Below are 21262 nucleotides of genomic sequence, written 5' to 3'. Positions count from 1 at the left end.
CGTGACTGAGATGACGTGTGACCCACGCTACAAATGCATATCCACACCTTCCTCTCGCAAGCATATGCGTGATGAGAACACGGCGGCGCCTAAGCTTTCGTCGAACCCCCGGTTACCATCCGTCGGCTCAATCTATGATCGTCATTTGACGATATATATCGTACACCGTTATGCGCATATCATGTTGAAGTCACATCAAAACGACATCCAATCACCGTTTTTAAGGGACATCTCGCCAGCAAACATCGGTGCAAAAGTATGTCGTCGCTTGACGACTACATTTCCACTTTCATTGTTCATGATGACACGCTCGCGTCACAGTAGTTCCGTAAAACGTCTCCCGCGTCGAAGGTGAGCGCGTCGGACATGCGATTCATGATGTCGATCCGATCAACGTCGATGAGTACCTGCGCTAGTTAGTCTGATTGGACCTTTTTTAGTCATCCTATCTAGTTGTTTACACGGCGCAATTTTCAAGAAGGTGCCGAAATTTTCACAGTCCTGACACTACGAACGTGGGTAACCAGTCGGGATGTTTGCAACGGATTGATGGAGAATCAACATGCCGCACAGGCATATGGCAGGGTTGTTGGTGGGATTGATGAGTAGCACAATTATGACCGTCGCACATGCAGCGGACACGGCGACTTTGCAGGGTCACGTGTTGGCAAGCGCGGACAAGCGTCCGCTTGCCGGCGCTCGAGTTCAGATTCGCGAGACGGGGACAAGTACCACCACCTCGGCTGACGGCGCCTTTCGTTTCACCGGACTTCCGATGGGCAGATACACACTGGTCGTCACGCCCAGTCGCTCATCCGCGGTCGAACGGACTGTAGTGGCGCGCGCAGACAACACCACAAACGACGACTTCATCGTGGACGCACCCGTTGCCTCGCTCGACCACGTGACCGTCGCGTCGCAGCGCACCGCGAACGTCGTCGCACGTGCGACTCAGCAGAGCGCTCCGAACATGGTGACCATCCGGACCGCCGACGACATCCGCAAGGCCCCCGACGTGAGCGCCGCTGAAGCCGTTGCGCGTATGCCGGGCGTGTCGCTCGAGACGGACTCCGGCGAAGGCCGCTATGTCAACATCCGCGGCCTCGACACCAACCTGAACAGCACCACCTTCGGCGGCATCCATTTGCCGCCGACCAACCCGGCTTCGGCCCAGAACGGGGGGCGTGCGGTCGCGCTCGATACGATTCCGGCCGGCATGATCGGGAAGATCGTCGTGACCGACACCAACACGCCCGAACAGGATGCCGATGCGCTCGGCGGCACGATCGACATTTCGCCTCGCACGTTGCCCCCTTCGGGCAAGCCGTTTTTGGACGCCAAGCTCGGTTCAGGTGTCGAGACGCTGCGCGGTAGCACAACTCAGGACGTCGAGGTGACAGCGGGTGCGCGCTTCGGCGCGCACGGCATTGCCGGTCTCGGTTCCGGCATCACGTCATATTCCGACGCACCGTTCACCTTCATCGGTACCTTTGCCTACAACCAGGACCACCGCGGCGTCGACGACGAAGAAAACGCCTATGTCGATGCGGCTGGCGTACCGAACAAGGCCTACGCGCAAACCGACCCGCGTTACTACAATTATCATCGCAAGCGCCTTGGCTACGGCGGCGAACTGGACTTTCAGCCTAACGCCGACAACAAGTGGTATTTCCGCTACTACAACTTCGGCTATACGGAGAACGTGAACCGGCAAGACCTCCAGACCAACTTCACTGGCAATCCGGTCCAGAATGCAAACGGCACGCTCACGGATACGGCGACCTATGCGAAGGGGTTGCGCGACGAGAAGGAGACGCTGCGAACGCAACTCTTTGCGCTGGGCGGTGAAAACAAGATCGGCCCGGGCAAGATCGATTATCGCGCCGGCTTCACTAGTGGAACCTACGACAAACCGTATGACCTGAATTCGACGTTCAACAACGGCGCGCCGGCCACGGTGACGTATTACCCCGGCTCTGACTACGCGACGCAATCGATCGTGTCCGGCCCGAACCCGGCTAATCCCGCCGGCTACACGCTGGGCCAGATCGTCAATTCGTCGCAGTATGTCAAGACCAATGAGTGGTCGGCCAACGTCAACTACACGCTGCCGACTCACTTCACGAGTGCCGATGACGAACAGTTCAAGTTCGGCGCTGGCCTGCGCCGAATGACCTTCGCCAGCGCGCAGAGCAACTACACGTACTCGCCGGCCGCGGGAATCCCGCTGTCGCAGGCGGTGTTCGGCGCGCCGAACGTTTTCTACAACGGCATGTACAACATCGGGCCGTCCATCAGCGATGGCGTCATGAGCGGCATTTATGGCGCCGCTGCGGCCAACGGCAACCTAACGGGTAACCCGTTGAAGGACGCCGCTGCGTTCTCGGCTATCAACGAGAACATCTACAGCATGTACGGCCAGTATCAGTTCGGCTGGGGACGCCTGGGCGTGCTGGCGGGTCTGCGCGGCGAATGGACGCAGGATGCGTTCAGCGGCAATCTGGTCAACGGCAGCTCCGTCACGCCAAACCGGACGGCGAACAACTACTTCAACCTGTTTCCGTCGCTGCAGTTGCGCTACGATTTCACGCCGACGCTGGTGGGTCGCGCGATCTATTCGAGCACGATCGCGCGTCCGGGCTTTGCCCAGAGCAGTGCGTCGGTCATGGCCGATCCGGGAACGGGAATTGTGACCACCGGCAACCCGAACCTGAAGCCGACCACTTCACAGAACTTCGATATTCAGTTCGAGAAGTATTTGCCGCATGGCGGAATTATATCGCTCGGCGCGTTCGACAAGTCGATGTCCGACTACGTCGTTGGCGAGACATCCACCGTCTTCAGCTCGCCTTATCTCCCGGGGTATTCGGGCCCCATCAAGCTCGTAAGCTTTGCCAATATCTCATCGGCACGTGTACGCGGTATCACCGCCAACTATGAGCAGCACTTCACGCAGTTGCCGGGGTTCCTGAGCGGCCTGGGCGCAGGCGCTAACTGGACCTGGACCAATTCACACCTGGACATTCGCCCGGGTGAAGACCACACGCTGCCATCCGGTCCGCGCAATTCGTATAACGCCAGCGTGTTCTACGAGCGTGGTCCGTTGGACATGCGCCTGTCGGCCTCCTATGTGGGCAAGAGCCTGTGGGCAGTGGGCAGTTCTGCTGCAACCGACGTCTACACCGCGTCGCGCTTCTCGCTCGACTTCGGCGGCAGCTACCAGATCAGAAAAGATGTGGGCATCTATCTCGATGTGCGCAACATCCTGAACACGCCGTTGAAGTTCTACGAGGGCTCGCCGGACCGTCCGATCCAGCGCGAGTTCTACGGCCCGACCGTGATGGTCGGCGTGACGATCAACGAATAACTTTCTTCACACGGTTGAGAATAATGAAACTTAAAACATTTGTGCAATCTGCAATGGCAGTCGGTCTTTCGTCGACGTTGTTGTGCGGCGCGCTGCACGCCGCCCCGGTCGCCGAGCACGCGCAGTTCGAAGTCGCGAAGCACTATACGTTGGGTGGCACCGACGGCTGGGACTACGTTGGGTATGACCCGGTTCGCCATCACCTGTTTATCAGCCGCGCCAGCCATGTCCAGGTCGTTGATACCGACACGGGCAGGCTGGTCGGCGAGATCGAAAACACCGATGGCGTGCATGGCTTCGCGTTTGTCCAGGACCAGAAGCTCGGCTTCATCACCAACGGCCGTGCCGACACCATTACGGTGGTCGACCTCGACACGTTGCGAACCGTCGACACGATCAAAGCGGGTGGACCGGACCCCGACGGCATCATGTATGCGCTCAACTTGAAGCGCCTCTATGTCAGCAATGGCCATGACAACAGTGTCAGCGCCATCGACCCCGCCACTCGCAAGGTCGTCGCTACGATGCCTGTTGGCGGCAAGCCTGAATCGCTCGCGGTTGACAACGACGGTCGAATCTTCGTCAACGTCGAAGACAAGGGCGAGATCGTGGCAATGGACGGCAAAGCGAACAAGGTGCTCGCTCATTGGTCGATCGCGCCTTGCGAAGGGCCGTCCGGACTGGCAATCGATACGAAGGCCGAACGGCTGTTCACCGTCTGCGCCAACAACCGGATGATGGTGATCGATGCTCGCTCGGGGCATCAGGTGGCCCAGTTGCCGATCGGCGGCCATCCAGATGCCGCCGCCTTCGACCCGGTGCTCAAAACCGCGTTCAGTTCGAACGGCGCGGATGGAACGCTGACCGTGGTGCATGAAGACGACGCGGATCACTACACCGTGCTGCAGAACGTGCCGACACAAGTGGGCGCGAAGTCGATGGCGCTCGACGACGACACTCACCGCGTATACCTGGTGTCTTCGAAATTCGGTTCGGTCCCTGCTGCGACGGCCGGCAATCCGCATCCGCATGCGAGCATCGTGCCCGACACATTCAACGTACTGGTCGCACAACGCAAGCCGCAGGGCGCCGGCAACTAACGTATAGCCACTGCCTCAACCGCGCCACCGGCGGCATCGCAACGGCGATACCGCCGGTAACGTCGGAAGGTGACACATTCAAGACACAACGTAGAGGGTAGCACCATGCTTCGCAGCATTATCGATTCATCGGTTCAGTCATTCGGCTTGTTGCCTTTGATGGCACTGATCTTTCTGGCCGCGCTCACCATCATCATCGAGCGCCTGATTTTCTTTAGCACCTCCGTACGCAGAGGCAGCAGCCTGGAATACGACCTCAAGCAGGTCGGCCGGGCAAGGGCCGACGACGTCCAGAAACTGATTCACCATTACCAGGGATCGGTACAAAGCGAACTGATGAAGTCCGCGATCGAATTGCAGGGCCAACCGGCCGAACACTTCGAGCGCGAAGTCGAAGAAAGCATCATGTTCCAGATGAGAAAGCTCGACCGCAATCTGTGGGTGCTGGATACCGCTGTGACGCTCGGGCCGTTGCTGGGCCTGCTGGGCACCATCATCGGCATGATCGGTTCGTTCAACATTCTGGGCGCGTCGGGAACCAGCGACCCGATGGCTGTGTCCGGCGGCATTGCCCACGCACTGATCGCCACTGCCTGTGGCCTGACGATCGCTCTCGTGGGCGTCGTGGCGCTGAACTACCTGAACAAGCGGGTACGGATGGTTCTTCTGCAGATGGATCTGATCAAGTCCATGCTCGTCTCGCGGCTCGCCGCGTGAACCGCGACCACCCCACATACCGGAGAACACCGTGAGGAACCATCGGGCTCACTACTTTGGCAATGACGAAAAACCGCGGATCGAGATCATTCCGATGATCGACATTATGATGTTCCTGCTGGTCTTCTTCATGCTGGTCATGCTCAGGATGATCCAGGGCACTGGCCTCAAACTGGAATTGCCGCAATCGTCCACGGCTGCGCGGCTCGACACGGTCACCGTGACTGTCGGCGTGGAGAAGGACGGAGAATTGCACCTCGACCGGAATGACATCTCTGCGCCGCAACTGACAGCACGCCTTAAGGACATGGAGGCCACAAAGCAGGTCAATGTCACGATCGCAGGCGACAAGGGGGTCGAATATGAAACTATCATCAAAACCATGGATCTGGTGCGCTCTGCGGGGATCAGTTCAGTCGCGCTCGCGACCGATGTGGACTAGCCTCCGGAGTCAATCAGAATGAACATGAGTATCCCCGGAAAAGCCCGTGGCGCGCTGTGGCCGACCGAGACGTCACGGCCACGGACCAGCAACGCGATGTCGATCGCGATTGTCGCTGCGCTTGCGATCGAGGGCTCGCTAGTAGCGGCCGTGATGTCGATGCGGGTGCCGACGCCTACACCAGCACCCGCGACGCCCGTTATGCAAATGCGGTTCGTAAAAGCCGTTACACCGCCTCCGCCCCCCCCACCGCCGCCAGTCATCAAGAAGATCGTGAGGCAGCAATCGGAGGTGCCGGCGCCCAGACCCATTGCACGACCGGCCGCGCCAGCACAACGGCACGTTGCTTCGCCGACCGTCGCACCGGTCGCGGTCGCAACGCAGGACGCGCCCTCCAATACGCAGGCTGCGCCAAGCATGCCCGGCCCCACAGCCGCGGCGTCCGGCAGCACGACGGCTGCTCCTGCGGAGCCGGCCGACATTGCAATCGTTTGCCCCGTCCAGGCCAAGCCGGAAATGCCGCCGCGTGCGCTCGCTGAGGGAATTGTCGGCGCAGTAACGGCGCGCGCCACGATCAAAGGCGGCAAGATCGTCCGTGTCGACATCGTCAAGTCGACGCCCCCGGGGGTTTTTGACGCGTCGGTACGACGCGCGATGACTCAGTACCAATGCAAGGTCGACGGCAACGATCCGGTTGTCGTCGAACAGTCCTTTGATTTCACCCAGACGGACTAGAAAATCGCGTCCTGCGTTTGGAACATGAACTTCGACAGCGACACTAACGTGGTCGAAGTCGCCACTCGACGGCTGCGGACAAAACTTGACGACAATTATCCCGTGAAGCTGATCTATTCTGTACGCAGGGCCGGTTACGTGCTCGAGTCGAAGGACGCGACCTGATGCGGGGCCGCTCGCTTACCGCGATGCTCTCTCTCGCGTTCGGCGGCACGACGCTCGCGGTGTTCGTGCTGGTGGGCAGCTTTGTGTATATTGCGCTCGATCGTCAGGTCAAGGCGCAGGACGATCTCGATATCGTGCTCGCCGCGCGTCACGCGCGACGACTCGCGCAGGAAATCGACACCATCGCTGGCATCCGCGAGCATGCCGATCGCCTGTCCAGCATCGTGCTCGGGAATCAGGCGATGGCGATGGAGATGAAAGACTCCAGTGGACGGGTCCTGATCGAACACAACACAGCGGACACGATCGGCGCTGCAGCAGCATCGACAGCGCGCGGCAGCGCGGCCGCCAACGTCAAGCGAGTCCCGGCGTCGGAGCGCATCACCGATGGGGCGATCGCCGAATGGCATGCCCGCAACGGAGAGCCGATTCGCGGAGTGGTCGCGGACGTACTGTTGCGCGACGGCGAAGTAGCGACCGTGCTCGTCGCGCGCAACATGAGGGACCGCCGGCTTCTGCTGGATCACTATCGTGACAACCTCCACGTCGCCGGCACCTTGGGTGTGCTACTGGTCTTTGTCTTGAGCTATCTGCTGATCCGCGCCTTGTTGCGACCGCTGCGCGACATCGCGGCGAGTGCGGGCCGGGTGACCGTCGACCGCCTGGATACCCGGATTGCCGCCGAATCCGTGCCGCAGGAACTCGAGACGCTAGTGGCTTCGCTGAACGCGATGCTCGCGCGGCTGGACAGCGGCTTCCGGCATCTGTCCCAGTTCACGGCAGATCTTGCCCACGATATGCGCACGCCGCTCGGCAATATGCGTGGCGCGACCGAGGTCGCGCTCGCGCGGCCACGATCGAGCGACGAATATCAGACGCTGCTCGAGTCGAACCTCGAGGAATGCGACCGCCTGTCTCGGATGATCGAAAACGTGCTCTTTCTCGCGCGCGCGGAGCATCCGCAGTTCGTCAAGAATACGCGCGTGTTCAACGTCGGGCAGGAGTTGACGCGCATCGCCGAATACTTCGAAGGCCCCGCCGAAGACGCAGGTGTTATCGTGCGGGTGGTCGGCGGCGGCCGGCTGATTGCCGACATCGAACTGTTCCGGCGCGCGGTCAGCAATCTGCTCGCCAACGCATTGCGCTATACGCCGCGCGGCGGCGAGATCGTGCTCGAAGCCAAGGATGCAAACGACGAACTGCGCGTCCTCGTCGCGAACCAGGGGACGCCCATCGATGCCACACATCTCGAGCGGATCTTCGACCGCTTCTATCGGGTCGACCCGTCGCGCACCAATCCGCCGCAATCGCCGGGGTCGGGCTGCTACAGCGGATCGGCCGGACTTGGGCTCGCGATCGTTCGCACGGTCATGGAACTGCATGGCGGCACCGTTCACGCCAAAAGCGACGCAAACGGTACGCGTTTCATCCTGACGTTTTTGCGGTGTGGTGGGGATTTTCACGGACACGCAGCGCCCTCGCTGTGTACCTCGGGATGAGCAAGGCGCCGAGCGAACGCTGGTATCGAGCTTCTGACGGGGGCCTTTCATGAAACCTCAAATGCAGCGCCGCGGCACGGCCACTACCGACGAATCCTCGCTGCCTTCGACACCTCATGTCGCCCGTGTCAGCGGACGCTGAGCACCTGTAGTCCGGCCTCCGCTGCCTGGGGGCTCTTCGTGTGAACGACGTACAACCTCTGCAGCGACGGAACATAGATCGAGGTCTTGCCACCGAGAGTGTCGATATGCTGTTCAATGGCGTAATGGTTCGAATCGACCTGTTTAACGACATCGAGGCCGCCGGCGCCAGTCACGTAGAGGCGATGATGCAGCGCGTCGAACGTCATGTCGTCCGAGATGTCCACGATATCGAGAGACTGTATGACCGAGCCGTTACTTGCGTCCATGACGAACAGCTTGCCGGGGTTACGAGAGCCGATGAACAGGCGCCTGGTTTTCGGATCGAATGCCATGGCCGAATTGAGGCTTGGACCGGGAACATGCCAGATACTCGCCAATTTGCGGGTATTCAGTTCGATAACGCCGATTTCGTTTTTCTCGCGCATGTTCACGAACAGGCGGTGGGTGGAACGGTCGATGACCATCGCCTTCAGTTGTCCCGCAGGAACATCGATTCTCCCGACGACGGAATCGTCGGCAAGCGAAATCAAGCTGATGTAGGCATTGCCCTTATGCGATTGCACACCTCCGTTGCCGACGTAGAAAATGCCGCTCTGTCGATCCCCGATGCCGGAATCCGGCTGCGGCTCGAGCGGAACGACTTTCTTGACCTTGAAGGTTTTCGTGTCGACAACCTTGACGTTCGCGTCGCCCGCATCCGCTATAAGCAGTTCCTTACCGTCGTTCGCCAATACTATCTTGTGCGGAGCCCTCGCGACCGTCTTTACACTTGCAAGGTGCTGGCCGTCCGGCAATCTGAAAACCTCAATGGACCCATAGTTCTCGGCTGACACGTACAGACGGGAATGAGCTAGATCGACCGCAAAGTGGTCGAAGTCGCCGCCGGTGACGTCTGGCAGCGGCGTGGTCGAGAGAACCGCCAGGGGGCTGGCCGAAGGTCTTGCTGCAAAGGATATCGACGCAAAGCAGAGGCATGCAAGGGCAAGTAGACGGGCGGTGATCGGCATCATTTTGTCGGGTAGGTAGGGAGCGGAATTCAAAATGACACGCTACCGCACAGCTCCCAACCACACGGTGACGAATGGATTACCAACTTGAAATATTGGTCCGCTACCCAAGCGTTCGCAAGCAACCCTTGAGCGCGCCCGCGACGAAAACGTCCCGCCCGTGATGCGCGCACTGCGTATCACAGACACCTTGTGTCTACAGCCATGCCGCAGATCGTGACGCAATTGGGTGGCCTGCACCTTTATAGCTGGGTCTTCTCTTCCTTTCTACTCACGCAGACCGCGATGAACGTCGTATTCGGCAAGCTTGCCGACCTGTACGGTCGTAAGCCCACCATGCTCGTTGGCATCGCCATCTTTCTGGTGGGATCAGTGCTCGCGGGTTTTGCACGGTCCATGCCCGCAATGATCGCGTTTCGACTGATTCAAGGTGTCGGCGCTGGTGCGATCCAGCCTGTTTAGCCAAATACCTGAGCGCCTTCGTCTATGCGACTTGCGCCAAAGTGTTGCCAACGAGAGTCACCCGCCTAACGCGGCCTTCGCCATCATCCCGAGCGCCACGCAGATCAACACCCCCGCGAAACCCACCTGCACATGCAGCGCGGAGAGACGGTGTGAGACCAGCCGCCCGGTCACCATGCCGGCGGCCGTCGCCAGGCTGAACCAGAGCGTCAGCTCGAGCGGCGGCGGCGCGCCGTGCAGGACCGTCGCGACAACACCGCCGCTGCCGACCAGAGCGATCACCATCAGCGACGTGGCGACGATCCCATGCATCGACACGTTGGTCAGCTTGCGCAGCATGGGCACGATGATGAAGCCGCCGCCCACCCCGAGCAGTCCCGTCATCAGCCCGGTCAACGCGCCGGTCGCCGCAAGTGCGGCCCCGGTCGTCCACGACCAGATCAGCCGCCCGGTGTCGGGATTGATGTGGCCGACGCAAAACCGCGAGTCCGCACGGTCCGGGCGTCCGCGCCGCAAAGCCTGTGATAACAGCCTTCCGGCCACCGCCAGCATGACGGCGGCAAACAGCGCCAATAGCACGCGTTGCGGCATCGCGTGGGCAAGGCGCACGCCGAGCGAGGTCAGCGGCACACCCGCTGCGGCCATGAACAGCGCAGCGCGGTAACGGACGAGCCGCTGCCGGAATGCTTCAAGCGCGCCGATCGCAGCGCTGCCCGCCACGGCAACCAGCGCAACCGGCGTCGCCTGCTGCATCGGCCAGCCCATGCCGGCCACCAGTGCCGGAACTGCGAGGATGCCGCCACCCGCGCCGGTCAGGCCGAGCACCGCGCCAACGATGGCGCCGAGGATAAGTGAAGTTAGCATGAGGAATCCGACAGGTTGTGAGCCACCACTGCGTTAGCCCACGAGTTCAGGCTGCGCCATCCACTCGCGCCCCTTGAGCATCCCCTGCCAGTAAAGCGGCGGCAGGATGCGCTCCTTCAGCAACCACGCGAGGCGCGACGGGTGCTTGCCGTCAATCAGCCAGGTCGGCAGCGTCGGCGCGACCTTCCCGCCATAGAGGAATTCCGCGAGCACGATCTTGCCGCGTTCGACGGTCAGCGGGCATGATCCATAACCGTCGTATGCTGCCTCGCCCCGGACCTTCCCGAGGGCGGCAAGCACGTTGTGGGCGACGACTGGTGCCTGCTTGCGCGCGGCGGCGGCGGTTTTTGCATTTGGCGTGTTCGCGGCATCGCCGAGCGCGAAGACGTTTGAGTAGGTCTTGTGGCGCAGCGTCGCCTGGTCGACGTCGACCCAGCCCGCCTTATCGGCCAGCGAACTGACGCGGATGAAGTCCGGTGCCTTCTGTGGTGGTACCACGTGGATCATGTCGAACTCACTGGTCACCGATTCCACGCTGCCGTTTTCGAGTGTGCGCCTGAATATCGCGCGCTTGCTGGGGCCGTCTATCGCACTCAGGTTGAAACCGAAGTTCAGCGCGATGTCGTAACGCCTGACGTACTCCATCAATGCCGGGACATAGTCGGCCACGCCGAACAACACAGCCCCGGCATTGAAGAACTGGACATCTATCTGCTCGAGCCGGCCTGAACGCCGCCAGTGATCCGAGGACAGATACATCGCCTTTTGCGGCGCCCCGGCGCATTTGATCGGCATCGGCGGCTGGGTGAACAGCGCGCGGCCACCCCTGAGCTCGCGCACGAGCTGCCAGGTATAGGGAGCAAGATCGTAGCGATAGTTGGACGTCACGCCGTTCTGGCCAAGGGTTTCCGGCAACCCGTCGATAGCATGCCAGTCCAGCTTCAGTCCCGGACAAACGATGAGCTGCCTGTAGCTCACCACCCGGCATCCTTCGAGAACAACCGAATTCTTTTCCGGCTCGAACGCAGCCACCGCGGCCTTGATCCAGTGCACCTTGCGCGGCAGCACGGCGGCCATCTCGCGGGCGGTGGTCTCGGGATCGAACACACCGGCTCCGACCATGGTCCAACCTGGCTGGTAATAGTGGACGTCGGCGGGGTCGATGATGGCGATGTCGACGTTGCGGTCGCGCGCGAGCAAGCTCGCGGCTGCCGCCACGCCGGCGGCGCCTGCGCCGATGATCACAATGTCGTGACTGGCCACGGCGACTTCGACGGGCACCTTGCCGCCGTTGGCAATACGCCGCGCCAGCGCAGACAGATCATAGCCTGCTGCCTTGGCAGCGGCGACGATGTCCGGCAACGCCCGGCGGGGCGCTTCGGACAGCGCCCACAGCGTCGCGGCACGCATCCCGGTGCGGCAATAGGCGAGCACCGGCTTCGGCAGTGCCTGCATCAGTTCGCCGAACTGTGCAGCCTCGCCATCGCCGACCTTGCCGGACTCGATTGGCAGGTAGTGGGTCTCGATACCCTGTTCACGGGCCGCCGCCTCGATCTCGCTAAAGTTGGGCTGGTCGGAACCTTCGCCGTCGGGGCGATTGCAGACGACGGCGCGAAAGCCAGCGTCCGCGATCGCACGCAGGTCGGATGCGGCAATCTGTTGTGATACTGCCAGTTCAGCCGTCAGTTTCTTGATGTCCATCGACTTCTCCTGTTGCTTCTACTAACTACGTGCACCGGCTCAGATTGCGTTGAGGGGAATCTTGAGATACGGCACTCCGTTATCTTCCGGATCGGGCATATGTCCGGCGCGCATGTTGACCTGCACCGACGGCAGCATCAGCACCGGCATGTTGAGCGTCGCGTCGCGCGCGGTGCGCATCGCAACGAAGGATTCCTCGCTGATACCGTTGCGTATATGGACGTTGTGTTCGCGTTCCTCGGCTACCGTGCTGACAAACTGCAAAGGCCGCCCGCCGGGCTGGTAGTCGTGGCACATGTACAGCTTCGTGTCCGCCGGCAGGCTCAACACCTTGTTGATTGACCGGTAGAGCGTACGGGCGTCGCCGCCGGGAAAGTCGCAGCGCGCGGTGCCGTAGTCGGGCATGAACAGGGTGTCCCCGACAAAGGCTGCGGTCTGCACGCCGTCGCTGACCACAAAGGTCACGCAGGCCGGCGTATGGCCCGGGGTATGGATGGCGCGCGCCTGCAACGCTCCGACGGCGAATGTTTCGCCGTCGGAGAGCAGGTGATCGAACTGGCTGCCATCGTGCGCGAATCTCGAGCCGGCGTTGAAAAGCTTGCCGAACACGTCTTGTACGTGCGTTACCTGCGCGCCGATCGCAATCGTTCCGCCGAGTCTTTCCTTGAGGTAGGGCGCGGCGGACAGATGGTCGGCGTGCACGTGGGTTTCGAGAAGCCACTGGACCTTCACGCCAAGCTCGTGGACGCGAGAGACGAGTTTGTCGGCGGTCGTCGTGGAGGTACGGCCTGACTTCGGGTCATAGTCGAGGACGCTGTCGATCAGTGCACAGTCGCCGGTGCGGACATCCAGCAACAGGTAGCTGATCGTCCAGGTACCGGGGTCGAAGAAACCTTCGACCAGCATGGGGCTCGTGGTATTCAACATCCTCTCCTCAAACGAATGGATCTTGCGAAGCGGCAAGGCCGGCCAATCAACACAAGAACCGTGCCATCGCAGTCTTATTTGATTTCTGTTACATAACACTTTGATTTTTATAAAAAGTTCCGTCCTGCCGGGTTGAATCGCACACCCTCGCCAGGACGTCCGGGAACGAAGGCTGCCATTTCTGGCAGTCAGGTGGCAGTTGTGGCAGTGCCGACGTATAGTGAGGTCTACTGGAGCCGCCACCGTGAAATCCCCAAAGCCGTCCATACCCATCACACCCGTCGCAACGACCTCGGTCGGGTCGCCTCAAGCGCCGGATGTCGACGCCCTCGTGTCGTATCTGGAGCACGACGCTCAACCGATGATCGTGCTCGATCCCGAGTACCGCATCCTTGCCGCCAACACCGCTTATCAACGTCAGTTCGGCGTCGCCAGCCAGCCTCATGTCGGACGCAAGTGCTACCAGGTCTCGCATCACTACGACGTGCCGTGCGACCAGGCGGGCGAGCACTGCCCAATGAGGCGGGCGTTTGAACTGCGCGGCCCCGACCGCGTGCTCCACATTCATCACACGCCTCGCGGGCCTGAGCATGTCGATGTCGAGTTGCGGCCAATATTCAATGCGCAGCAGGAGGTGGTGGCTTACGTCGAGCGGCTCTCCACGGTGCGCGGCGCGTCCGCCAAGCCGAGCGAGGAAGGTCTGGTCGGGCGTTCGACGGCGTTCAACGCAGCGATCTCGGCGCTGCATCGCGTCGCGCCTTCGATGCTGCCGGTCCTGCTGCTCGGAGAATCTGGAACTGGCAAGGAACTGTTCGCGCGCGCCGTTCATGAGGCAAGCGAGCGCGCGCAACACCCTTTTGTCGTCGTCGACTGCTCCGGCATCACGGAGACCTTGTTCGAGAGCGAACTCTTCGGCTATGAAAAGGGCGCGTTCACGGGCGCAGCCGCGCGCAAACCCGGTCTGGTCGAGACCGCGCAAGGGGGAACGCTGTTTCTCGACGAAATCGGCGATGTGCCACTGTCGATGCAGGTCAAGCTGCTACGCCTCATCGAATCCGGCACGTTCCGCCGGGTCGGCGGCATTGAGACCTTACGCGCGGATTTCCGACTGGTGGCGGCGACGCACAAACCCGTGCGGGAAATGATCGACGACGGCCGATTCCGCCAGGACCTCTACTACCGCATCAGCGCATTTCCGATTCACTTGCCGGCGGTGCGCGAGCGCCCAGATGACATCGCGCTGCTCGTCGACTCGATACTGCAGCGTATTGGTAGCGCGCGAGGTGCGGCAGGCAGCGCGGTAGGCCGCAAGTTCAGCGTTACGCCGGAAGCTCTCGCGAGGCTCCATGCCTATTCCTGGCCGGGCAATATCCGGGAACTGCGCAACGTGCTCGACCGGGCGTGCCTGCTGGCCGGCGACGGGGTGATCCGGATCGAACATCTGCCAGGTGACATGGTGGCGGAAGAGTCGGCGCGTCCGGAAAGCAGCGCGGGCTCGACGTCGCTTTCGGTGCCCGGCGAGCTCACCGATCGTGAGCTTGTACGGCTGGTGGAGGGATTTACAGGGACACGCAGCGCGCTCGCTGCGTACCTCGGGATGAGTGAGCGCACGCTGTATCGTCGACTGAAGACGCTAAGGCGAGTGCGCGTCGGGAGGTAGCCTGGGTTTCCATGGCCGGTGACAGCGGGGGGGAAATGTTGGCGGCAAGCACTTATGCCGCGTCGACCATCAGCAGACCAAGTGATCGCGATACCCGCACAACCTGGCCCTTATCCCCTGTGCTGATCACGCCCGCTTCAATAGCGCGCTATCGACCGGCAACGCCCGAATCCGCGTGCCTGTCACATTGAAAATCGCGTTGCAGATCGCAGCCGTTGTCGGCGGCACACCCGGTTCGCCAACACCGCCGGGCGGCGCAGCGCTCGGCACGATATACACGTGAGTTTCCGGCACGGAGTCGATGCGGGCGACCCGGTAGTCGGTGAAGTTCGACTGCTCGGCCGCACCCTGACTGAACGTCAGTTCGCTGTATAGCGTGTTGCCGAGCGCCATCACCACCGCCCCTTCGAACTGCGCGATCACGCGATCGGGATTGACGATGCGCCCGCAGTCGACCGCCAGATCGACACGCGTCACTCGCACTGCGCCATCGTCGGCCACCTGCACCTGCGCGACCGCCGCGACGTACGTCAGAAAGCTGCGGTGGACAGCGATCCCGCGCCCATGGCGAGCGGGCAACGCTGCGGACAGTTCGAACGCACCGCCGCCGCGCGGACCACCGCCGCATAGCGTGCAGTATCGATCGGGTACTCGTCGATCGACGCGCCGTAGTTCGGATAATCGCCCCCCGGCGCATGCAGATCGACACGGCGCGGACTGCCCAGCAGCGCGAGCAGATGCTGCACCGGATCCTGTCGCGCGGCAGCGGCAAGTTCGTCGACGAACGAGCCCAGCGCGAAGCCGTGCGGAATGTTGTACACCGAGCGATACCAGCCGATACGTGTATGCGCCGGCGCCGCTCCGTTCTCGCACTGCACATTGGCAATTTCATAAGGCATATCGGTCACACCCTGACCGAGTTCGCCCGCCGAGCCATAAATCACGTTCGGCGTGAACGTCGAACCGATCGACGGAAACACGCTCCGGTGCAACCACGCAATCGTCTTGCCCTGCGCATCGAGTCCGCCTTCCATGTGCTGCGCACACACGGCATGGAAGTAGTCGTTACGTATGTCGTCCTCGCGTGTCCACGTCGGTTTGACGGGTGCGCCAACTTCGCGCGCCAGAAACGCGGCCTCGGCCACATAGTCCGGCTTCGACTTGCGGCCGAAGCCACCGCCGAGCAACGTGACGTTGATTGTCACAGCCTCCGCGAGCGCGCCGTATGAAAGACGCCGCCCGCTCGCCGAATGCACCACGTGGCCGGGTTCGGTCCGGCAACTCGCCGGGCTCACGCGCCACTGCGCAGCGGCGGCCGCCACCAGCATCTGCCGCGCGGAGCCGCCCGCCTCGCGCAGTGGCTGGAAGAACTGACGGATGCTGCGCGAGCCATCGGTATTCTGGTCGCCGTACTTCGCATCGCCTTGCGCCTGCACAACCTTGACGGTCTTCCAGTCGGCATCGAGTTCGTCGGCGAGAATCATCGCGAGACTGGTGCGGATGCCGGTGCCCATCTCGGAGCGATGCACGACCAGCACGATCTCGCCGGACGGCGCGATCGCCACATAGACGTTCGGCGCAAACACCGCTTTGACGCCGCTCGACGAGGTGAGCGGGCTTGCCCTGTACATCCCGCAAGCGACGTGACGCACGAGCGCACTGCCACGCCATCCAGATGGACGGTGCACGCGCCGCATGCGCCCACGCCGCAACCGAACTCGGTGCCATGCAGTCCCAACAGGTCCCGCACCGCCCACAGCAGCGGCATGTTCGCGTCGGCGTCGACGTTGTGATGCACGCCATTCACAATCAGTTCCATCCGTTCAATCCTTGTTGTCGACGCACGCCACACCTGCCGGCGCTGCCTGGTGATCGCCTTACCTGCGCACGCCGTTCATGCTCTTGCCTGATAGGCCTTGCACCATCCCGCACCGCTCACCTGCTCTGCGCCGAACAGCGCACAGAGCGCGTTGGCGTCGGCTGGCTTACCTTCGTAGAACTGGCAGTTCGCGCAGCGCTGGTTGTTGCTGAAATGGGGGTATTTCGTGTGGTCGACCTGAGTTGCATCGGCCTTGTACCCGGGCGCCTGCGCAGCGGGATCGCTCTCCTGAAGCTGCGGGGGTGCCGCCCAGACGGAGCGTCCGGTGATCGCAAGCGCAGCGGCGCCGATTGAATGGATCATGAAGGTGCGTCGATGGGTTCGCATGTTCAATGGCTCCCTGTCACGCTACGAACACGCGTTGCGGCGGCGCCATGAACTCCGGCCCCACGGGATCCTTGACGAACTGCGCGACAATCGCGTCGATCTGCTCGAACGCCTTCTCGTCGAGGCGCCAGCCGAACACATCTTCGATCCCGTCCAGCTGCGCCGGACGACGTGCGCCCCAAAGTGCGATCGTCGGGCCGCGATCGAGCACCCAGCGCACCGCCAGCGCGAGCACCGATTTGTCGAAGTTATCGCGCGCGAACACGTTCAGCGCTTTCACGGCCCCGACATATTGCTCGCGACGCGGCTCGCGAAACTTCGGATCGCGCTGGCGCAGATCGTCGCCCTCGAAGCGCGTCTCGACGCCAATGCGCCCCGCCAGCAGTCCGCGGCACAGCGCCCCATAGGCAAGTGCGACGAGCCCATGCTGTTTTGCGTACGGCAGCACGTCACAGTCGATATCGCGCTCGAACAGGTTGTACGGCGGTTGCGTGGCCGACAGCGGCGCCACACGCCGGAACGCATCCATTTGCGAAGGCGAGAAGTTGCTGACGCCCAGCGCCCGCACCTTGCCCTCCTTGCGCAGATCGTCGAGCACCGCAGCGGTCTCTTCGATCGGCACCAACGGGTCGGGCCAATGGACCTGATACAGATCGATGTAATCTGTCCGCAAGCGCCGCAGCGTATTCTCTACTTCCTGACGAATGCGCTCCGGCGACGAATTGCGAAATACCGCGCCGTCGTGCCATTCCAGTGCGACCTTGGTTGCGATGACCGCCTTGTGCCGATACCCATCGGCCAGCGCCTTGCCAACGATTTCCTCCGAGGCGCCGAAGCCGTACACCGGCGCTGTATCGATCAGATTGACACCGCTGTCGAGCGCCCGGCGGATCACCGCGATCGAGTCTTTCTCGTCGGTGCCACCCCACATCCATCCGCCGATTGCCCAGGTGCCAAGGCCGATGCGTGAGACGGGGGTCGTTAAACCTTCAATTGCGATTGTTTCAATAGTCATGTGAAGCTCTCTAATCAAAGCGCTACATCAAGCACCGCATCCGGGTCGAATGCGATCTGACAAACGGCGACGTGCCCATAGGACGGGCAGGCGAGCCGATTATTTCAGCGGCATTCGGCGATCACAAGAAGGCACCTGACGGTTTCATACTTTCCCCATGGAAACTAATTGCTACGACGGCGCTTACGCGCACGACAACCCGCAAAAAAAGACCGACGACCTGGCGCGCAACATCATCGAGCAGATCGCGGACAAGTGGACGATCCTCGTCATCGATGCGCTCGGCACGCACGGCGAGATGCGTTTTTCGCGGCTGCGCGAAGTGGTTGAGGGCGTGAGCCAGAAAATGCTCACCAAGACGTTGCGGCAGCTCGAGCGTGACGGCCTCGTTACGCGCTACGTGCATCCGGTGATCCCGCCGCGGGTCGACTATCAGCTGACGCCACTGGGGCGTAGCCTGCTCGCCAAGATCTGCGGAATATGGGACTGGGTCGAAGTCCACATGAGCGAAATGGAACAGGCGCGACGCGAGTTCGACCACGGCGAAAAGCGGATCGATCATCTGCATCCGCGTAATGTGCCCGTAGCCGCCACCACGTGAGGTCGACGCTGACCGCCACCATCGAGCAGCCAGCAGAGCTGTGAGAAATTGCCCATAATCGCCCGCAGTCTTCGAGCAACCGTTGGGACTTTTGATGAAAGCAGCTTCTGACGCATCACAATCCCCGATCGCATTTCTGGCTGTAGCGTTGGCGTTCGCGATCAACATGATGGGTACAACGCTACCGACGGCAATCTATCGGTACTACCAACTGCAGTATGGTTTTACACCGACCGTCATCACCGTGATCTACGCCTCCTATGCAATCGGGGTGCTGGGTGCGCTGCTGCTGATCGGCAACTGGTCCGATCAGCTAGGCCGTCGTCGCATGTTGCTGGCGGGCCTGTGTGCGTCGGCCGCGTCGGCGTTGACGTTCCTGCTCAGTGACGGGTTGGCGCTTCTGATGCTGGGCCGCCTGCTGTCGGGAGTTTCTGCCGGCATCTTCACAGGAACCGCCACCGTAGCCGTGATCGAACTCGCACCGCCTACACGGCGCGGCAAAGCCATGCTCGCGGCTACCGCGTCCAATATGCTCGGGCTGGGTTGCGGTCCTTTGCTAAGCGGCATCCTGGTCGAACTATTTCCCTGGCCGACGCAGTTGCCCTATGCGGTGCATCTGGCGCTTGTCGGCGTCGCCGCACTCGCCGTCCTCGGCGTGCCGGAGACCGCCACGATTCCCGCGCGGGTGAAGCTCGGCATCCAGAGAATTTCGCTTCCTGTCGAGGTACGCCATGCGTTCATTCCTGCCGCGCTAGCGGGGTTTGCCGGTTTCGTCGTGGTGGGCTTCTTTGCGGCGGTCGCCCCTCAACTGATTCGGGTCGTGCTCGGCTTTCACAGCGGCATCGTGACCGGCTCTATTGTGTTCCTGCTGTTCGCGTGCTCCGCCCTCGGGCAGATCGTGCAGACGATCATTGCTGCCCGGTGGCGGCAGGCGGCCGGCTGCATTGGACTCGTCGTGGGACTAATGTGTGTCGGCCTGTGCGTGCCGGAGCGCTCGCTCGGCGCGCTTTTGCTCGGCACTGCCCTGGCAGGAATCGGGCAAGGCATCAGCTTCCGCGCCGGGTTGGGCGAGATCGCGTCCGCGGCGCCCGTGCACCGGCGAGCGGAAGTCACGTCCAGCTTTTTCGTCGTGCTTTATGTGGCAATCTCACTACCTGTGATCTGCCTTGGCATCGCCGTGCAACTCGCGGACATTCAACGCGCGACGCTGCTCTTTGTCGGCTTGACGATAGTCCTTGTTCTTATCGCGCTGCTCCTGCTGATGCGCGGGCAAGCGAACCGGGAGCAGGACGCCGAAGCAATCGGTGACTGAACAAGAAACCCCTTGCGGCTCAAGCGCAGCACCCGCTTGAAGAAGCGTCGGCGGCGACCGCCTGGAAACCAGTTGATGGATTCCGGGCGACTTCGGTCAATTCGTACCGTGCGGCGAAGCGGTCCACGACGCGCGCGTTCGCGCGTCGGTTGATGGTTATCTTCCGCGCTGGACGAGGCCGCCAGCGCCTCACGCTCAGGAGCCTTCCAGCGCCGGAAGCAGCGCTGGCGCGCTCGTGAGGAAGGCGCGCACGTGCATCGCAATCACCGCGTCGCTGGGCGTTGTGTTGTCGTTCGAATAAATACGGCGGCGAATCGCAAGGTGGGATACCGCGCCGTGCAGCAGCCAGCCCACCTCGGTCAGATGAGCCGGATCGGCCGGTACGCCGCGTCCCAATTCGTGCGCCGTCTCGATGACAATGATCTCAAGCGCATGCGTCACGACGGCATTCGTGTACGTCGGCGCCATTTGCAGATCTTCAAGCGAAGAGTAGAGGAACAGGCGAAGCCACTGCCGCGTCAGCAGGGTGTCGTAGTACTCGCGATAAAAAGTATTGAGCCTGCTTTCGATGGGCACACTGCGGTCTTTCAGTTGAACAAACCACATCGCCTTGAAGGTCCCCACAATTTCGCGCTTGTAAACTTCGTCGATCAACGCAGCCTTGCTAGGGAACAGGCTATACAGCAAACGTTGCGACACGCCACAAGCCTCGGCAATTGCGCGAGTCTGCGCGTTCAGGCCGTGCTCGGCGAAATATTCGGCGGCCTTCTCCAGCACGCGCGCCTGACGCTCGGCGCGTGGCAGACGCTGCGGTGCTTTCTTCATCGGCCGCTTGATCGGCGCGCGACCCGCTACGGTCTTGCTGCCCGGCTCTGCAACATCCATAGGTTTGGCCTTCATGACGCTCCTGTATCCATCGATTTTAAAAATACGTCTTCACATGACGACTTATGGTTTGGTAGAATATATCGTCCGGGTACGAGGAAGAGTCTCGCCAGGCACCGGGCGCAGCCATTCATTATCTCAGGCTACCGCGAAGCGAGCCCCATTTTTGATTGCCACCGACTGCAAACGCCTCAATCTGAAGCGTTTGAGGGCCTGTCGCACAACCCGAATTCCATTCTCCGCCCATGTCTTTGTCAAGCCGCCAGCCAGTCATCATCGCGCTGCACGCTGCGGTCCTGGTTCATGGAAATCACGCACAGCTCTCACTGGCTGATTTCCGGGTCGCTTTCCTGCTAGTGGCTGTGCTGGTGCTGATCTCGGTCCTCTACTTTATCGGCATAGAACCGGATGCAGGCCGGGAGGTGAGCGGTCATACGCGGACCGCATCGCGAT

Annotated in this window: 18 protein-coding genes and 3 pseudogenes; 11 read left to right on the top strand and 10 right to left on the bottom strand. The window is 61.7% G+C overall.

All coding sequences use genetic code 11. The annotated features are described in order from the left end of the window. Positions 1-601 precede the first annotated feature (601 nt). From P3T21_RS32845 to P3T21_RS32815, 7 genes and pseudogenes are all read left to right on the top strand, one after another. On the top strand, positions 602-3367 hold the full coding sequence (locus tag P3T21_RS32845; RefSeq protein ID WP_429260104.1) for a TonB-dependent receptor: 2766 nt from the start codon (positions 602-604) through the stop codon (positions 3365-3367). Positions 3368-3420: 53 nt separating this feature from the next. Beyond that, positions 3421-4467 carry a YncE family protein gene (locus P3T21_RS32840; RefSeq protein WP_429260103.1) on the top strand — a complete coding sequence of 349 codons (1047 nt, stop codon included), beginning with the start codon at positions 3421-3423 and terminating at the stop codon, positions 4465-4467. 105 nt (positions 4468-4572) lie between these two features. Further along, positions 4573-5184: a MotA/TolQ/ExbB proton channel family protein gene (locus P3T21_RS32835; protein ID WP_429260102.1), complete on the top strand. Its 612-nt coding sequence runs from the start codon at positions 4573-4575 to the stop codon at positions 5182-5184. 31 nt (positions 5185-5215) lie between these two features. Continuing rightward, complete coding sequence (locus tag P3T21_RS32830; RefSeq protein WP_429260101.1) at positions 5216-5626, top strand: ExbD/TolR family protein; 411 nt, start codon at positions 5216-5218, stop codon at positions 5624-5626. 18 nt (positions 5627-5644) lie between these two features. Further along, positions 5645-6361 (top strand): hypothetical protein, encoded by a 717-nt coding sequence (locus P3T21_RS32825; protein WP_429260100.1) that lies wholly within the window; start codon positions 5645-5647, stop codon positions 6359-6361. Further along, positions 6362-6526 (top strand): annotated as a pseudogene (locus P3T21_RS32820) (winged helix-turn-helix domain-containing protein); the annotation flags it as partial. Further along, a complete protein-coding gene (locus P3T21_RS32815; RefSeq protein WP_429260099.1) occupies positions 6526-8025 on the top strand; it encodes a heavy metal sensor histidine kinase in 1500 nt (499 codons plus the stop codon). The pseudogene P3T21_RS32820 and the gene P3T21_RS32815, both read left to right, overlap by 1 nt. Positions 8026-8153: 128 nt before the next feature. Here the strand turns inward: P3T21_RS32815 and P3T21_RS32810 are convergent, their stop codons facing one another. Continuing rightward, positions 8154-9176: a YncE family protein gene (locus P3T21_RS32810; protein ID WP_429260098.1), complete on the bottom strand. Its 1023-nt coding sequence runs from the start codon at positions 9174-9176 to the stop codon at positions 8154-8156. A 138-nt stretch (positions 9177-9314) separates the two neighbouring features. Between P3T21_RS32810 and P3T21_RS32805 the strand changes: the two are divergent. Then, a pseudogene (locus tag P3T21_RS32805) lies at positions 9315-9635 on the top strand (MFS transporter); the annotation flags it as partial. A gap of 60 nt (positions 9636-9695) precedes the next feature. Here the strand turns inward: P3T21_RS32805 and P3T21_RS32800 are convergent. The 3 genes from P3T21_RS32800 to P3T21_RS32790 are packed head-to-tail and all read right to left on the bottom strand — an operon-like array spanning position 9696 to position 13130. Further along, positions 9696-10502: a sulfite exporter TauE/SafE family protein gene (locus tag P3T21_RS32800; protein WP_429260097.1), complete on the bottom strand. Its 807-nt coding sequence runs from the start codon at positions 10500-10502 to the stop codon at positions 9696-9698. A 33-nt stretch (positions 10503-10535) separates the two neighbouring features. Continuing rightward, entirely contained in the window at positions 10536-12203 is a 1668-nt protein-coding gene (locus P3T21_RS32795; protein ID WP_429260096.1) for a TIGR01244 family sulfur transferase, read from the bottom strand. Between the two features lie 39 nt (positions 12204-12242). Beyond that, the gene (locus P3T21_RS32790) at positions 12243-13130 is read right to left on the bottom strand and encodes an MBL fold metallo-hydrolase (protein WP_429260095.1); all 888 of its coding nucleotides are present in this window, start codon (positions 13128-13130) and stop codon (positions 12243-12245) included. Positions 13131-13491: 361 nt separating this feature from the next. On the opposite strand from P3T21_RS32790, the gene P3T21_RS32785 reads away from it, so the two are divergent. Continuing rightward, positions 13492-14790, top strand: a complete 1299-nt coding sequence (locus tag P3T21_RS32785) for a sigma-54 interaction domain-containing protein (protein WP_429260119.1) — start codon at positions 13492-13494, stop codon at positions 14788-14790. Positions 14791-14916: 126 nt separating this feature from the next. On the opposite strand, the gene P3T21_RS32780 is transcribed toward P3T21_RS32785, so the two are convergent. From P3T21_RS32780 to P3T21_RS32760, 5 genes and pseudogenes are all read right to left on the bottom strand, one after another. Continuing rightward, positions 14917-15291, bottom strand: coding sequence for a molybdopterin cofactor-binding domain-containing protein (locus tag P3T21_RS32780; RefSeq protein ID WP_429260094.1), 375 nt, complete (start codon positions 15289-15291; stop codon positions 14917-14919). Positions 15292-15320: 29 nt separating this feature from the next. Continuing rightward, the gene (locus tag P3T21_RS32775; protein ID WP_429260093.1) at positions 15321-16421 is read right to left on the bottom strand and encodes a molybdopterin cofactor-binding domain-containing protein; all 1101 of its coding nucleotides are present in this window, start codon (positions 16419-16421) and stop codon (positions 15321-15323) included. After that, positions 16409-16609 (bottom strand): annotated as a pseudogene (locus P3T21_RS32770) ((2Fe-2S)-binding protein); the annotation flags it as partial. The gene P3T21_RS32775 and the pseudogene P3T21_RS32770, both read right to left, overlap by 13 nt. A 75-nt stretch (positions 16610-16684) precedes the next feature. Next, positions 16685-16996 carry a high-potential iron-sulfur protein gene (locus P3T21_RS32765; RefSeq protein ID WP_429260092.1) on the bottom strand — a complete coding sequence of 104 codons (312 nt, stop codon included), beginning with the start codon at positions 16994-16996 and terminating at the stop codon, positions 16685-16687. Between the two features lie 16 nt (positions 16997-17012). Next, positions 17013-18011, bottom strand: a complete 999-nt coding sequence (locus tag P3T21_RS32760; protein WP_429260091.1) for an aldo/keto reductase — start codon at positions 18009-18011, stop codon at positions 17013-17015. 157 nt (positions 18012-18168) lie between these two features. Here P3T21_RS32760 and P3T21_RS32755 point away from each other — a divergent pair, with 157 nt between their 5' ends. Together P3T21_RS32755 and P3T21_RS32750 are read left to right on the top strand one after the other, a co-directional pair. After that, the gene (locus P3T21_RS32755) at positions 18169-18612 is read left to right on the top strand and encodes a winged helix-turn-helix transcriptional regulator (protein ID WP_429260090.1); all 444 of its coding nucleotides are present in this window, start codon (positions 18169-18171) and stop codon (positions 18610-18612) included. A 94-nt stretch (positions 18613-18706) separates the two neighbouring features. Continuing rightward, positions 18707-19924 (top strand): MFS transporter, encoded by a 1218-nt coding sequence (locus tag P3T21_RS32750; protein ID WP_429260089.1) that lies wholly within the window; start codon positions 18707-18709, stop codon positions 19922-19924. Positions 19925-20119: 195 nt separating this feature from the next. On the opposite strand, the gene P3T21_RS32745 is transcribed toward P3T21_RS32750, so the two are convergent. Continuing rightward, positions 20120-20824 (bottom strand): TetR/AcrR family transcriptional regulator, encoded by a 705-nt coding sequence (locus P3T21_RS32745; RefSeq protein ID WP_429260088.1) that lies wholly within the window; start codon positions 20822-20824, stop codon positions 20120-20122. Between the last annotated feature and the right edge of the window lie 438 nt (positions 20825-21262).

This window comes from Paraburkholderia sp. GAS334 (assembly GCF_050436625.1).
Classification (GTDB): domain Bacteria; phylum Pseudomonadota; class Gammaproteobacteria; order Burkholderiales; family Burkholderiaceae; genus Paraburkholderia.
Note: the sequence above shows the minus strand (reverse complement) of the source record. Positions and strands in the feature narration are given on the sequence as shown.